Origin of the sequence: Paenibacillus cremeus (assembly GCF_007786445.1) — a bacterium.
Taxonomy (GTDB): domain Bacteria; phylum Bacillota; class Bacilli; order Paenibacillales; family NBRC-103111; genus Paenibacillus_G; species Paenibacillus_G cremeus.
Genome location: NZ_VNJI01000065.1, coordinates 23,869 through 37,545 on the forward strand (window position 1 = coordinate 23,869; position 13,677 = coordinate 37,545).

The window sequence follows — 13,677 nt, forward strand, 5'->3', positions numbered from 1 at the left end:
CTGTTTAAGTTTTTCGTTTCACCATAATGGTTTGAATACCTTCTTGCGTGACTATTTGCTTCTGATTGATCACTTGCACCAAAAAATGAATGATCCCGCGGTCTGGCTTACTTTTGCTCTCTATTTTTTCATGAACCATGACACTGCAATGGACAGTATCGCCGAAAAAAATGGGGGCCGTGAATTTCCATTTATCGATGTTTAATAACGCGATTCCGGTGCCGTCAAACAACCCCAGTCGAAACATAAGGCCATGAGAAACGGATAAACCTAACAGTCCCTGCGCAATCCGTCTACCGAATGGACTACTCTGTGCAAACTCTTCACTCGTATGTAGCTCATTCATATCACCGGACATAGCCGAAAAGTAAACTACATCGGTTTCAGTAAGGGTACGTGTGGGAGTTTCGAACGTTTGACCTACCTGGTAATCGTCAAAATAAATACCCGGCATTCCAGTATCTCTCCTTATTCAGCCTTTTTATAGCACCATGCCTCCGCCGATATTGATAACCTCTCCTGTCAGGTAAGAAGCGGCATCCGAGGCAAGAAATGCGATCAGGTTGGCTACGTCTTCCGGATTCCCCGCACGGCCCATTGGAATCTTGGAAATCATCAGATCCCAAACTTTTTCAGGCACGCCTCTAGTCATGTCCGTTTCAATAAATCCGGGACAAATGGCGTTTACCGTAACGTTATATTTAGCGAGCTCACGGGCCGCCGTTTTGGTCAAACCGACTACTCCTGCCTTGGAAGCCGCATAGTTTGCTTGCCCGATATTACCTAGCCAGCTTGCCGAGGAGATGTTAATAATTCGGCCGCTTTTTTGTTCCCTCATTTTAATGCTAGCCGGCTGCATCGTGTTGTAAGTTCCCGTCAGATTAACGGAAATGACATCATCCCACTGTTTGTGCTCCATTTTGTGAAGCATGGCATCCCGGTTGATTCCTGCATTATTAACAAGAATATCAAGCTTTCCATGCTTCTCAATGGTTGTCTCTATGAGCTTACGCGCGGCATCTGTGTCGGCGACATCAATCACCGCGTAATCCGCCAGATAACCTTGTTGCGTCAGCTCCGTGGCTGTAGCCGATGCAATTTCTTCGCTAATATCACATATCGTTACTGCCGCTCCTAGCTGGGCCAGCTTTGCTGCAATTGCTTTGCCAATTCCGCGTCCCGATCCCGTAACTATCGCTATTTTCCCATCCAATTCGATCATATGTTCGTATCTCCTTTTTTATAGGTATCATAGCTACATTTTATATTGAGTTAGCTCGTTCGAGCATTCCTTGTTTCTGAACCTGGAATTTGTGAGTCTCCATTGAGATCACTACATCCAACTTAGCAATTTGCCCGAGTGCCTCTAACAACATATCCTGATTCTGGTTTTTTAAATTAAAGCATAAATGCATCGTCGGCATTTGCGTTGATTCCGAAGGGTCGTTGGTATCGGCATTCATCTTAAGATTCACGATCTGAATGCCAAACTCCCCGAATGTTGAGGCAATACGTCCCAGCGCCCCCGGTTGATCGTAAATTTTGATATCCACTTCATGATATCGCCGGTTTCTGAGCAAATATTTCTCCCATTTGTTTAACAAAAACAAGCTGTTAAACACCAGGAATGCACATACAAAAGCGCCGGTCAGAAAACCCGCTCCCACGCATAAACCGATTCCCGCCACTACCCAAACGGAGGCCGCCGTTGTCAGTCCTTTGATCACATTTCCGTTGCGAAGAATCGCCCCTGCCCCAAGAAAACCAATACCGCTAACCACCTGAGCAGACAATCGCGAGGGATCCAGCCGGACGTTGGGTTCGCTTGCAAACTGCCCAAATCCGTAAATGGACAGTAGCATGATGGTAGCCGAACCGAGGCACACCAGGATGTGAGTCCGAAAGCCGGCGGCATGGTTGCTCCACTCCCGCTCCATTCCCACCAAGCCTCCCAGTCCGGTAGCAATAATCATCCTTAGAACGATTTCCCACGGAGTAATGTGCCATACGTCAGGGCTCATTTCGGAGCCCTCCGCCGACTTCAATTGAAGGCGACAAGTGTTTAAAGCAATTGATTAACTCGCTTCTCCAACTCTGATCCTCTCTGCGAATGATACTAATCGCCGTATTCCCAAGCACGGGAATATCAGCTTCCAACAGAGATTTAAGAGCTACTCCAATAAATGTGCCGTGGCTTACGAGAAGTATATTCTGACCGCTATACTTTTCAATCAGTTCCGCAAGCAATTCATCGCTCCGCTCCCTTACTTGTTGAAGCGTCTCTACACCATGCTCAAGCTCATTCCAATTGGGGCCCCATTGATCTATGCGCTCCTGCTCGGTAGTTCCTTCTAATTGCCCAAAGCCTCTTTCCCTTAATCGAAGGTCCACCCCAACCGTCTTATTCAATAATGTGCCGATCGCTTGAGCCGTTACATAGGCGCGCGACAAATCGCTACTAATCAGAACATCCCACTTCGATAGCTCCAGGCGCATCCGTTCCGCCACCGCACGCGCCTGCAGAAGCCCCGTTTGGTTTAAAGGAATATCCCGTTGTCCTTGCGCTCTGGTTTCTTTATTCCAATCGGTTTCTCCATGACGGACGAAGCCTATTCTCATTCAACCTCACCACTGTTCGCAAAGGATAATGTTCGTAGCCTAGCTCTAGTTCATGCTGTCCAGCACTTCCTTCAAACGTGCTGGAAAATCCGTCCCGATTCCCGTTACGCCGAGCTCTGCTACCCGTCTCATCTGCTCCGGATCGTTCACCGTGAAGGAAAATATTTTATACCCGTGCTCTACAGCATCCGCCACATCTTCCGCATCGACCATCGTAAAATACGGATGCAGGGCATACACCTCCATACCGCTGATTTCCGCAATTTTACGGTGTTGAACAAAATTCCCGCGGTATAATAATCCTACCTGCAGTCTCGGATTCGCCTGTTTTAAAGCCAGCAGAACTTTGTGGTGAAAAGACGAAAGCACCACACTGCCGAGCCGGTCATAACGTTCCAGGAGCTCAACTAGCCGCTCCTGCAATCGTCCGCTGTAGGGACATTTCACCTCTATGTTAAGCATGACTCCGGCCGGTACTGCGGCGAGTACTTCTTCAAGCAGAGGAATTCGTTCTCCGGCATACCGCGGATCAAACCATCCCCCGGCGTCAAGGCTTTTCAGCTCGGCTGCAGTCAAATTAGCTATAGCGCCTTCACCGTTCGTCGTCCGATTGATCAACGGATCATGACATACGACGATTTCTCCGTCCACAGTTAGATGGATATCCAGCTCCAACGCGTTTGCTCCTTGCTCCACTGCTAACGCGAACGAAGCCAGCGTATTTTCGGGAGCCTCTCCCTTAGCGCCCCGGTGGCCAATAATCAGTGGCCGTTTTTGTTTTCCAAGTGTCATGTCGATTTCCTCCTATACTCTTTCAAAGAGAGTAGCGATCCCTTGCCCGCCGCCGATGCACAGTGTCGCTACGCCGTAGCGGGAATCTCGCCGCTCCATTTCACCAATGATTTTCACTGCCAATATGCAACCGGTTGCACCGATCGGGTGACCAAGCGCGATGGCACCTCCGTTGACGTTTACTTTCTGTGGATCGACTTCAAGGTCTTTCATTACGGCCACAGCCTGTGCAGCAAACGCTTCGTTCAGTTCGATTAAATCGATTTGATCCAACGTCAGATCCGCCTTTTCCAGCAATTTACGCACAGCGGGTGCAGGCGCGAAGCCCATAATTTCCGGTTCTACACCGGCCAACGCTTGCTCTCGAACATATACCAACGGTTTGAGTCCAAGCTCGCGCGCCTTATCGGCACTCATCATCACAACGGCGGCGGCAGCGTCATTAATACCGGAGGAGTTGCCTGCGGTAACGCTTCCATTTTCCTGAAAGGCCGGCTTCAGTGAAGCCAATTTTTCCAGCGTTGTCCCTCTTCGCAGGTGTTCGTCCGTATCGAACAGAACAGGATCCCCTTTGCGCTGTGGGATCTTCACGGGTACGATGTCGCTGCTGAATTTGCCGGAATCAATGGCGGCTGCTGCCTTCAACTGACTCTCGAAGGCGAACTGGTCCTGGTCTTCACGCGAAATCTGGAAGCGTTTACTGACAATCTCCGCCGTGATCCCCATCGGATATCTGCCAAATGGATCTGTCAGCGCGGTCGACAAACCGTCCTCTAGTTCGGAATGCCCGAATCTATAACCGTATCTTGCTTTTCTCAAGTAATAAGGCAGTTGGTTCATATTTTCTGTTCCTGCAGCCACGACAATGTCTGCTTCTCCAGATCGGATCGCTTGCGATGCTGTATTAATCGCTTGCAATCCTGAACCGCACAATCGGTTCACAGTGTATGCGTTTACATGTTCGGGAAGTCCCGCCCTCAATGAGCACATTCGTGCAATAAATGCATTCTCAGCAACTTGACCCACACAACCGACAATCACATCGTCTACCAATTCAGGAGCTACACCAGCACGATGTAATGCTTCTTTGATGACGGCAGCCCCCAAATCGGCAGCGTGAACATCCTGCAGTGATCCACCAAAAGAGCCAATGGCGGTACGGACCCCTGCAACAATGACAACCTCTTTCATTTTCGTTCCTCCCCTTACCATGTTTAGCTGCTATTAAGCCCGTACAGCTCACCTCGCCACCTACAGCTTTCACGAACAACGAGTGACGGAGGGAGAACAATTTGTCTTGCGAGTTTTTGTTCCGTTCCTTCGATTTCTTTAAATAACAGCTCCACAGCCAACTTACCCATCTCATACTTCGGATGATCGACGGTAGTTAACGGAACAATGAAATTCTCAGAAAACGGATTGTTGTCGTTTCCCATTACAGCGATATCCTCCGGCACTCGTATGCCGGATTCGCGTAGCGCTTTAATGGCTCCGAATGCGACCAGATCACTAGCAGCACAAATCACCTCCGGCATCCGTCTTGCTTCAGCGAGCATTTTTTTCGTGTTTTCATAACCAGATTGAGATGTATAGTTTCCATGAAAAACCAGTGCTTCATCCACCTTCAGTCCTTGCTGGTGCATGCCGCTCTGAAATCCCTCCCAGCGCTCGCGTGCCGTCGATATTTGCAGATTTCCCGCAAAGTAGGCAATACTCCGGTATCCGAGCGAAGCTAGATGCTTAACAGAAAGTTCGGTAGTTAGCGTGTTGTTGATGCCTACGTAGTTTTTGTCGTATGCGGGAGGCTTCCGATTAAGAAGTACATATTTCAATCCCGTCCTCTCCACCAGCGCCAGTTCCTCATCTCGGGAAACGTTGGCTAGCACCAATCCGTCCGCCTGTTTTTCCACCATTACCTCGAGGTATTTCCGAAACCGCTCGGAATCGTTTGCGATATTGCATAACATAAAACTGAAGCCGTTCGCAAAAGCGACATCATCCATCCCTTTGACCATAGCAGGGTAATAAGGATTTTCAATGTCAGTAACGATTGCGGCAACTGTTTTTGTGCTTTTCATCTTCAAGCTTCGCGCCACAGCGTTCGGCCGGTAATTCAGTTCCCGTATCGCATTATTGACCCGTTCCGTCAACTCGGGACTAACAAAGGCCGAATGATTTATAACTGCAGATACGGTTGCGATGGAAACATCCGCAATTCTGGATATATCCTTCATCGTGGCCAAATGTACACCCCCCTTCCAAGCTAATCGTTTAGCTGTATTCTAAAAAAATATAATTATTGCAATACATTGCTTGATATTTTATAAAAGTTAATACGTTTAATCCACCGGAATACAGGAACTCAACCAAATATCAAGTCTGTTTCAGAAAATAATTATACAACTAAACGTTTAGCTTTGTTTCTATTGTAATCCTCCGCATTCAAGACGTCAATCGTTTTTTCTAATTCTTTAGGCCTAGCTCTTTTGAGGTACTTTAGGCCCTAGCTCTTTTGAGGTTTGTGATAATTAATGGCGTGATATTCGATAAATTCCGCTAAACCTACTTCCGAATTCTCCCTGCCGATCCCGCTTTGTTTAACTCCGCCAAACGGCATGAACTCATGCCCAAGTCGAGACTGACCGTGTCCATTGATAAAGGTCATTCCCGCTTCCATTTCCCGCGAGATTCGTAACGCTCTTTCAAAATCACAGGTCCAAACAGACGAACCTAGCCCATATTCAGTCTTATTTGCCATTTGAATGACTTCCTCATCCGTACGGTAGGGAATCAGTGGAATCACAGGGCCGAATTGTTCGCAGGTGACGATCTCTTGCATTGGGTCCACATCCCGGACTATTGCTGGCTGCAAGTAGTAGCCGTTGTTCCACTGTTCCGGTTCCAGTCGCTTGCCCAGTTCCACAATTTTTGCGCTGCCTAGCTTAATTCTGCTGACAAGCCCCTTCACATACTGATATTGATTATTATTGTTTACCGGCCCAAAGGTCGATCTCTCGTCCAGGCTGTGACCGATTTTAAATTCATCCACAATTTCGCACATTTTACTGTAAAAAGACTCGTACATCACATTCGGAACGTAAATTCTTTTAACAGCAATACAGATTTGACCCGAACGCCAAAATACGCGATTAACAATTTTCGGAATGACTTCGTCCAGATTCGCATCATCGAGTACAATAGCCGGGTCGTTGCCGCCTAATTCAAATTGAATGCTTTTGAGTGAATCCGCTGCATCTTTCATAATTTGCTTTGCGATATTCCCCCCACCCGTAAATGAAATTTTTCGTACAAGCGGATGTTTGTTCAAGGCTGAGCCGATGTCGCTTTCCCCGTGAATGACATTGATGACCCCAGCCGGAAATAATGAGGCTATCTTTTTCAAAGCTATGCTTACGCTCATTGGTGCATTCGGGGAGGGCTTTATAACCACTGTATTGCCAGCGACTAAAGCAGGAGCTACTTTTTGCATCGTTAACACCATTGGCGCATTCCAGGGTACGATTCCTGCAATAACACCAATCGGCCTTTTCTCGATGCTTACCCAGCTGTTTTCATCTTCCATTTGTATGGGACGCAAGAAGTCCTCCGCGTGCTCCAATGTAACTTGGATGACTCTGATGGCCAAATTTATTTCAGATTGCGAAACCTTTAATAGCATACCCGTTTCTCTGGACATAGTCGAAGATAATGGAAGAGTCTCATCTTTCAGCACTTTGGCAGCATGTGACAGAAGAGTCATGCGCTCTTCTAAAGATGTTTTTTTCCAGGACAAGAAGGCCTGGTATGCTGCCTGAACAGCTTGATCCACATGGTGGACATTTCCCATGGCTACATAACCTACTACATCCGTAAGTCGGCCAGGGTCTTTAATCTCCGAATATCGATCCGTCGGCACCTCTTGATTATTAATCAGTAGCTCGATTCTTTCACTGTCCATGATCACACTTCCTTATTTGTTTACTTTAAATCGCGAAAATCGACCGCGTCATTCCACATTTTACCAAATTCATCAGACCATTCCCCTGCTAAGGGAGGGGAATGTAAGGAGATCAACACTTCATCATTTACAGTCGCAGCGGCAACAGAATAATTAAACGATCCCGTTGTAATAACCGATTTATCGGCAATCGTTACTTTTAAATGCATAATGCCGCTATGAGCATTTTCCTTTATCGGTATTCCGGTGTCCTTCATTTGCTTCAGCAATTGAACCTGCGACATTTGGGTATGCGCCATGGATTGATCCGTAATTATTCTGACGGCAACTCCTCGCCTTTTAGCATCTATAATCGCATTGGTGATATCCTTGTTGGTAAGACTATAAATGGCTATATCCAGTGTTGATTGTGCTGCGTTTATTACTTGAATCAACAGTTTCTCCGGATGCTGATTCTCCTTGGTAAAAGCATATTCAATTTCTTTCGATAGCGGCGGAGCATTCGCTACATTAGTTGCTTTGCTGCATGAAGTTCCGATCAATCCAAGCGACAAAGCCAAGACTAACATTTTAGTCGTTCTTTTCAAACGTCGGCCTCCCTCAAGCTGTGATGATAAGAAAACTAGGTTCTCATTGAAGAAATCGCACAAAACTAATCGATTAGTTATTTATTTAAAAAAATCTTTAAGTTTCCTTGATCATCAAAAGCTTATTCCCAACATTTCCTTGTCTACAAGCATAGGACGATCATCGAGCTATATAGCTAATCGTTTAGTTACAACAATGCCATTATATTCCTGCAATGATAAATCGTCAATGAATTTATTTCTCTTCCGAAGCGAGGTCACATGTAAGAATACTCTTCCGCTATTTCAAAAAGTATGCTTATATTATAGTTAAAAATTAGAAAAGGTTGGAGTCTATATGTCAAAACATCATTTTCGGTTAAATGGCACTTGGAAGGGTGGACTGAATGGAGAAGGACATATATCTACTGATAATTTGCACTCCGATATTTCAGCGCCACATGAAATGGGTGGGTTAGGAAAAGGTACTAATCCAGAGGAAATGTTACTTGGTGCTTCCGCAACTTGTTACATGATAACTTTGGGTGTAATCCTTTCAAATCGTAAACTCCCTGTGCAAAATTTGGAATTATCGTCCGAGGCAGTAGTAAGTGACGAAGTTGGCCTGGTTTTCGAAAAAATATGCCACTATCCAACAGTTACTTTATCTTCTATTACAACTTCTGAACAAGTTGAACTGGCAAAAAATGCATGCTTACGTGCGGAAAAAGCATGTATGATTTCAAAAGCGCTGCGCGGAAATGTCGAAATTACAGTTACTCCTAAAATCGTATTCGAGGGTAAATAGGCTGTAGTACGTTTGAGTTCATAGGTTATTATTCCTCCTTCGGATATAGAAAAAGAGGCCGTACAATGTACGGTCCTCTAGTGGATTGGAATTTAGTTTGTCACCGGTTCTAACTTATTTTGTCATCGAGTTGTAACTTATTTTGTCACAACGTTCCGGCGCTGAATCTTTTCTTTGCTCATAAGGGTCACCCAAAGAGAAGCAATTGATCCTCCATGTTTTTCTTGCCAGACCCGGTTGCGAGCTCCGCAAACGTAAGCAGTTGTTTCGTAGCGATCTCCTGCTCCCCCTGAGGAGTGGCAACTTCGGTAAGGACGGTCTCCGCGGTTTGGCTGCTGAAAACATCGAACAACTCCAGCACTTCAACATCGACGTCTACAACCTCGTCATCACGTTGAGATGAGGCAGCCGGCATAAGCACTTGTTCCTCATCCTGCTGCACCTGCTCACGCGAAGCACGCCATACGACAGGATCTAGCCCGCAAAGACGTATGGTAGCATCCGCCAACTCCTTCATACGCTGCTTCAGCACGTCCTTGAAATTATTCTCGGCGATCATTTCTACGCCCTCGAGTTCTTTCGTTGCAAGCCTTTGCCACGCCTGAGCCACATCAGCAGATGCGAAGCAGGATGCCAAGTCTCGAGCGAGAGACGATTGCGAGTCTCGTGAATATTGAGCCAGCTCGCTTTTGTCAATAATCACGCCTCTGACCCGTGTATAATTTACCTAATTATTCCACTAATTAGTTTGTCAAACATTAATTACAAAGAAAACTTTAAGTTATCTCATCAATGAACCCTACGGTGCCTAGCAACCTGCTTTCCCGCGGAAACGCTTGAACGACATCCGAAGCGACCCCACGGATCCAAAATCGGCACTTGTTTGGACAAGATGAGGGCTGTTTGATGCTCACTTTTTCTATTCCATTTTACTGTCCTTTAGCTTATTGAGACCGCTTTCGTCAATCCCACGCCAGCCTCATAAAAAGGCCTGTCCCCGAAAAATGGAACAGGCCTTACAAAACTTACTCGAACAGCAGCGATTTATGAATTTTAATGACGACCTTGCGGAGCGGCTTGTCTTCGGTCACGCTGCAAACCGGAAGATGCACATCACCCGGATAAAATACCGCAAACGAGCCGGGTTGAAGCAGCAGCGACGTTTCGGGGCCGACCTTGCTGTAGAAGGCGAGGTCCTTCTCCTCGAATGTATCTTCGCTGATCAATTCTTCGCCAGTCAAATGTGCTACCCGAATAATCTCTTCGCCTTCGATCAAATACTGAATGTCGGTATACGTAAGATGCGATTCAGGCTGACGCGTATGCGAAGCTGTCGTTATTCGCTCCTGAAGCATAGCGAACATCAGTTGGCCTTCGATTTCATAGTTGCCTGGCTTCATGGTGCTGAAATCGGTGTTTTGTATGTACTCCAGTCCCCGGTTAACCGCTTTCGGATAAACTTGTTTCTCACGCTGCCAATTTTTCAAATCGCTAAAAATCACGCATGCCACCTCCTAGATATTGTACATATTTTGCATTCCCAGTATAAACCTATTGGGTCCATATGAAAACGAATATTTGTAGATCGATTGGACTTTCCAGGGAGGACCGTAAACTAAGGTCCAGATGATGCTCCTCTTAAAGGTGGACATTTACATAATGGAGGAATTTTCGATGGATCAATCTTAGTAAGAACTGGATGCCCCTTCTTGCGAAGTCCGTCAAAATTCTTCCTTGACATTCGCAAAGAGTAGATTATCGGTCACTCGGCGTATAGGGATTCTGTCAATTGAAGGCCTGGCTTCAATTCAGCTGATTGGATCCCTTACTTTTTTTATCAAGAAAAAAAGCAATCAGTCCCACTTACTTTCCACAACTCGTTTACGTGATTGTTTGATTAACGACTGGATGCTCTCCACGAATCAATGCAAAGCACGTTTGAGTCAGATATATGACCACCAATCGCTTCATCCAATTTTGTAGCCCGAGTCCACGCCCAAGTACGCCAGAGTAAGTCATTTTATAACGGTCACGGGCAACGAGTACACATACTTGGTCATTACTAATACAATAACTTTTCCGCTGCGTTTACGTGGCTTACGATCAGCAATATTCCGTTTGCCCTTTTCGGAGAATAAGAAATACGTTCTAGTTTGGATTTAGGTTGGTGGGGGGGGCGCGCGGGGCGCGACGAGGGGGTGCCGGCGGCCCAACAAAAAGTCGAAGAAATCTGCCACAGAACCTAAACCCGGGTTGGAAAGGGTATCAATCGATCATACAGGCAAAAGAAGTGGAAGTCCGAGCGAAAGAAGTACCTGCCCCTATCATCTCTGCGGTTCGATGTGGATAGGGGCAGTTGTCTACCGGCAAGGAATGCAGCCTGCGCAAATGTTCACCAAATGCAATAGCTAGCAGGGTTGGGTTTTCCAGATGCACGCCCGACACCCCATCTTCCCCAGCTACTGCTTCCGTGAGTAGATAATCGTGTTCCGCATCCGTTTCGTAGGCAACAACTTCTGGTGCCACCTGATGGCCGTTTAAAAAGCGCGTCATATGACACTCTCATTCCAGGCTCCCTTTGGCACTAATTTTTAAATACGCCGAGCCGGTGGTATTCGTCCCTTGAACGAGAAGCGTCTTTGCCCCCTCGGAGCAGCTGCTATCGTAGATCGCCGCGTTGCTGCAGTGTGCCCGTATCCCCATAGTCAGCTGCGCAAGATCGAAGCTGATTTTTGTTCTTTTCATTCCTTTCACCCCAGTATAGATGGGTATCCCATTGTCATTGTAGCAAATGCAGCGGGTGCTTCTTAGGTACGATTTCGTTATAAAAAATTTTTGCCTTAATGCGGAAGCTGCATCAGTTGAGTTGAGCAAATCAAGCATTGCCACGTAAACTGCCGTTCAAAGGCAAAAAAATGCCCCACAGCAACGGGCTGCAAGGCAAAGATTTATTAAAAAAAGGGGGGTCAACTCTTATTATAGGCTACAATTATTAGAGCAACGTGAAAGAATGATTTCAAGTTTATTACATATTACTGTCATTGTTGTTGAAGAATGCATTCCCTTCGATTGAACCCGACATTCTAAAAGCGATATCTTTCATCCTTCTCTTCCCAGCGGTCATACCTTTAACCTGCTCTAAACCGATCTTTTTACCACAAGAACATCCAAGCCATTTAGCTTAATGGTCCCTGAAATGAACTCTCCGGTAATCGCATCTGTTCCTTCAACTGGAAGCAATATTTCATGAGCCTCTCTGGCGTAATTTAAAAAGAATGTATATCTAGTCCCCTCGCAAGACCTATGGGAGACATAAATGTTGTCGGGGAGATTCAGCTTATCGAGCCGGCATTCTTCTGCCACATTACTTACAATATCGTGAATCAGCTCCTGATTTCCCATCACACGACATAATAAACCGTTCCCTTGCCGAAGCGGTTCCTCGTAATGGCCGTTCGACAGGCATAGAATTTTCAGAATAGGTGGCTAGAGTTTCCGCTGACCGTGGTTTGATCATATCCAGCCAGCCGTTTATGAGCCTCCTGCGCCCAAATCACGTCATCACTGTATAAAATAGCCGCAGGCGTCTCCACCTTAGTCGCCGCCAGCTCTCCAATATAGATCTTATTTTCCAGCATGTTCGGCAATTGCATTCTTAAAGTTTGGGACCAAGCTCAATAAACGGACGGATGGCCTCTTCGTCTACTTCCACTCCAAGTCCAGGTCCCGTCGGAACTTCCATATATCCGTCTTTGATTTGCAAAGGATTCTTTAGAATTCGATTATCCAATGGGTTATCCTGCCACCAAAATTCACTGATCAAGAAATTGGGTACGGAGGCGCAGACATGGGCCGTCGCCGCATACTGGATATAGGAGCCTTGGCTCACATGCGGAGCGAACGGGACGCCGAAGCGATCCGACAAATCCGCGATCTGCTTGCACTCCAGGATTCCTCCCGCTTTTAATACCTCAGGAATATAGACGATATTCCCGCCTCTCTGCAGGGCATCCTTCACAAGCCCCGTCGTCCAGATCATATCGTTGGTGATCCTAATGCCGGTTTTTTGGGACAGCTCGATGTACCCCGAGAAGTCGTCCAAAGGAAGCGGAGCCTCGAACCAGAATACCCCGCGCTTTTCGAGCTCCGGCGCCAGCCTTAAAGCGGTTTGAAAATCGTAAATTCCCCCGGCGTCGACCATAATGGTAAACGACTCCCCGACCACTTCGCGAACGACATCAATACTTTTTAAATCCGGAATGCTGCCTGCACCTATTGCAATTTTTACGGCTTTGAAGCCGGCGGCCACTACCTTTTTGGCGGACTCTCGCAGCTTTTGGATGCTCTCCTCATTCCATCCTTCGGACAACCCTGGGAGGGCGGAGGCATAAACTCTTATTTTATCGCGGAACATACCGCCGAGCAGGGAAGCGATCGGCAGGTTGGCATACTTGCCTTTAATATCCCATAAAGCGATTTCTATACCGCTGATGGCTTCTTGATAAAAGCCTTGAATATGCCCTCTAATCCTCATTAATCCGAGCATTTTTTCTTTAATCGGAGCGATATCCAAAGGATTTAATCCGATCAGGTGCGGTTTTACGATGTTATCGATGATCGCTTTAGGCGCTTCCGGCGCCACCACCCCTTTGGATTCCCCCCAGCCGACAAGTCCGTCATCGGTGCTGATTTTTACAAGCACGGTCGTCAAATCGGACGTATAATGCGGCTGTGCCCTCATCCGTAAAGGGTAAGCAACGGAATAGTCTTTAAAAACTACAGCGGAATAACTATACGACTAAAGGTTTTCGCCCCCTGTTTATCGAAGTAATTAGGTAACCATTACTTTAATAACAGGGGTTTCTAATGCGTCCAAAAGATCGAATTGTGCCTGAAAAAACTATATATTTTCGACCTGAAATTACGAACTGCCC

17 protein-coding genes and 1 pseudogene are annotated in these 13,677 nt (G+C 46.5%); 1 reads left to right on the forward strand and 17 read right to left on the reverse strand.

Features of this window, described 5'->3' with window-relative positions; genetic code table 11:
• Positions 1-4: 4 nt before the first annotated feature.
• From FPZ49_RS31515 to FPZ49_RS31555, 9 genes are all read right to left on the reverse strand, one after another.
• Positions 5-454 carry a MaoC/PaaZ C-terminal domain-containing protein gene (locus FPZ49_RS31515; protein WP_144854311.1) on the reverse strand — a complete coding sequence of 150 codons (450 nt, stop codon included), beginning with the start codon at positions 452-454 and terminating at the stop codon, positions 5-7.
• Positions 455-481: 27 nt separating this feature from the next.
• A complete protein-coding gene (gene fabG / locus FPZ49_RS31520) occupies positions 482-1,222 on the reverse strand; it encodes a 3-oxoacyl-ACP reductase FabG (RefSeq protein WP_144854312.1) in 741 nt (246 codons plus the stop codon).
• Between the two features lie 40 nt (positions 1,223-1,262).
• Complete coding sequence (locus FPZ49_RS31525; RefSeq protein ID WP_144854313.1) at positions 1,263-2,021, reverse strand: MgtC/SapB family protein; 759 nt, start codon at positions 2,019-2,021, stop codon at positions 1,263-1,265.
• Complete coding sequence (locus FPZ49_RS31530; protein WP_144854314.1) at positions 2,011-2,619, reverse strand: histidine phosphatase family protein; 609 nt, start codon at positions 2,617-2,619, stop codon at positions 2,011-2,013. The genes FPZ49_RS31525 and FPZ49_RS31530 overlap by 11 nt, the downstream gene beginning before the upstream one ends.
• Before the next feature lie 45 nt (positions 2,620-2,664).
• Positions 2,665-3,411, reverse strand: coding sequence for a glycerophosphodiester phosphodiesterase (locus FPZ49_RS31535; protein ID WP_144854315.1), 747 nt, complete (start codon positions 3,409-3,411; stop codon positions 2,665-2,667).
• Between the two features lie 12 nt (positions 3,412-3,423).
• Positions 3,424-4,602: a thiolase family protein gene (locus FPZ49_RS31540; protein WP_144854316.1), complete on the reverse strand. Its 1,179-nt coding sequence runs from the start codon at positions 4,600-4,602 to the stop codon at positions 3,424-3,426.
• Between the two features lie 23 nt (positions 4,603-4,625).
• Entirely contained in the window at positions 4,626-5,645 is a 1,020-nt protein-coding gene (locus FPZ49_RS31545) for a LacI family DNA-binding transcriptional regulator (RefSeq protein ID WP_261381717.1), read from the reverse strand.
• Positions 5,646-5,914: 269 nt separating this feature from the next.
• Positions 5,915-7,369: an aldehyde dehydrogenase family protein gene (locus FPZ49_RS31550; protein ID WP_144854318.1), complete on the reverse strand. Its 1,455-nt coding sequence runs from the start codon at positions 7,367-7,369 to the stop codon at positions 5,915-5,917.
• Positions 7,370-7,389: 20 nt separating this feature from the next.
• A complete protein-coding gene (locus FPZ49_RS31555; RefSeq protein WP_261381716.1) occupies positions 7,390-7,956 on the reverse strand; it encodes a phospholipase D family nuclease in 567 nt (188 codons plus the stop codon).
• Positions 7,957-8,293: 337 nt separating this feature from the next.
• On the opposite strand from FPZ49_RS31555, the gene FPZ49_RS31560 reads away from it, so the two are divergent.
• On the forward strand, positions 8,294-8,743 hold the full coding sequence (locus FPZ49_RS31560) for an OsmC family protein (RefSeq protein WP_144854319.1): 450 nt from the start codon (positions 8,294-8,296) through the stop codon (positions 8,741-8,743).
• Positions 8,744-8,930: 187 nt separating this feature from the next.
• Here FPZ49_RS31560 and FPZ49_RS31565 read toward each other — a convergent pair whose 3' ends face one another.
• From FPZ49_RS31565 to FPZ49_RS31595, 8 genes and pseudogenes are all read right to left on the reverse strand, one after another.
• The gene (locus tag FPZ49_RS31565) at positions 8,931-9,446 is read right to left on the reverse strand and encodes a hypothetical protein (protein WP_144854320.1); all 516 of its coding nucleotides are present in this window, start codon (positions 9,444-9,446) and stop codon (positions 8,931-8,933) included.
• A 322-nt stretch (positions 9,447-9,768) separates the two neighbouring features.
• Positions 9,769-10,245, reverse strand: coding sequence for a YhcH/YjgK/YiaL family protein (locus FPZ49_RS31570; protein WP_186446216.1), 477 nt, complete (start codon positions 10,243-10,245; stop codon positions 9,769-9,771).
• Positions 10,246-10,652: 407 nt separating this feature from the next.
• Positions 10,653-10,890, reverse strand: a pseudogene (locus tag FPZ49_RS31575) (IS1595 family transposase); the annotation flags it as partial.
• A 118-nt stretch (positions 10,891-11,008) separates the two neighbouring features.
• Positions 11,009-11,296 carry a phosphotransferase gene (locus tag FPZ49_RS31580; protein WP_144854322.1) on the reverse strand — a complete coding sequence of 96 codons (288 nt, stop codon included), beginning with the start codon at positions 11,294-11,296 and terminating at the stop codon, positions 11,009-11,011.
• Between the two features lie 9 nt (positions 11,297-11,305).
• Positions 11,306-11,488, reverse strand: a complete 183-nt coding sequence (locus FPZ49_RS31585; RefSeq protein ID WP_144854323.1) for a hypothetical protein — start codon at positions 11,486-11,488, stop codon at positions 11,306-11,308.
• Positions 11,489-11,881: 393 nt separating this feature from the next.
• On the reverse strand, positions 11,882-12,145 hold the full coding sequence (locus tag FPZ49_RS37745) for a Beta-galactosidase C-terminal domain (protein WP_391563895.1): 264 nt from the start codon (positions 12,143-12,145) through the stop codon (positions 11,882-11,884).
• 71 nt (positions 12,146-12,216) lie between these two features.
• Positions 12,217-12,381: a hypothetical protein gene (locus FPZ49_RS36195; RefSeq protein WP_186446217.1), complete on the reverse strand. Its 165-nt coding sequence runs from the start codon at positions 12,379-12,381 to the stop codon at positions 12,217-12,219.
• A gap of 17 nt (positions 12,382-12,398) precedes the next feature.
• A complete protein-coding gene (locus FPZ49_RS31595) occupies positions 12,399-13,484 on the reverse strand; it encodes a mandelate racemase/muconate lactonizing enzyme family protein (RefSeq protein WP_144854325.1) in 1,086 nt (361 codons plus the stop codon).
• Positions 13,485-13,677 lie beyond the last annotated feature (193 nt).

Bases quoted from the DNA above. Each gene is read 5' to 3' on its own strand.
- FPZ49_RS31515 (WP_144854311.1), bottom strand. From the start codon at position 454: ATGCCGGGTATTTATTTTGACGATTACCAGGTAGGTCAAACGTTCGAA.
- fabG (WP_144854312.1), bottom strand. From the start codon at position 1,222: ATGATCGAATTGGATGGGAAAATAGCGATAGTTACGGGATCGGGACGC.
- FPZ49_RS31525 (WP_144854313.1), bottom strand. From the start codon at position 2,021: ATGAGCCCTGACGTATGGCACATTACTCCGTGGGAAATCGTTCTAAGG.
- FPZ49_RS31530 (WP_144854314.1), bottom strand. From the start codon at position 2,619: ATGAGAATAGGCTTCGTCCGTCATGGAGAAACCGATTGGAATAAAGAA.
- FPZ49_RS31535 (WP_144854315.1), bottom strand. From the start codon at position 3,411: ATGACACTTGGAAAACAAAAACGGCCACTGATTATTGGCCACCGGGGC.
- FPZ49_RS31540 (WP_144854316.1), bottom strand. From the start codon at position 4,602: ATGAAAGAGGTTGTCATTGTTGCAGGGGTCCGTACCGCCATTGGCTCT.
- FPZ49_RS31545 (WP_261381717.1), bottom strand. From the start codon at position 5,645: ATGAAGGATATATCCAGAATTGCGGATGTTTCCATCGCAACCGTATCT.
- FPZ49_RS31550 (WP_144854318.1), bottom strand. From the start codon at position 7,369: ATGGACAGTGAAAGAATCGAGCTACTGATTAATAATCAAGAGGTGCCG.
- FPZ49_RS31560 (WP_144854319.1), top strand. From the start codon at position 8,294: ATGTCAAAACATCATTTTCGGTTAAATGGCACTTGGAAGGGTGGACTG.
- FPZ49_RS31580 (WP_144854322.1), bottom strand. From the start codon at position 11,296: ATGACGCGCTTTTTAAACGGCCATCAGGTGGCACCAGAAGTTGTTGCC.
- FPZ49_RS31585 (WP_144854323.1), bottom strand. From the start codon at position 11,488: ATGAAAAGAACAAAAATCAGCTTCGATCTTGCGCAGCTGACTATGGGG.
- FPZ49_RS37745 (WP_391563895.1), bottom strand. From the start codon at position 12,145: ATGGGAAATCAGGAGCTGATTCACGATATTGTAAGTAATGTGGCAGAA.
- FPZ49_RS36195 (WP_186446217.1), bottom strand. From the start codon at position 12,381: ATGCTGGAAAATAAGATCTATATTGGAGAGCTGGCGGCGACTAAGGTG.
- FPZ49_RS31595 (WP_144854325.1), bottom strand. From the start codon at position 13,484: ATGAGGGCACAGCCGCATTATACGTCCGATTTGACGACCGTGCTTGTA.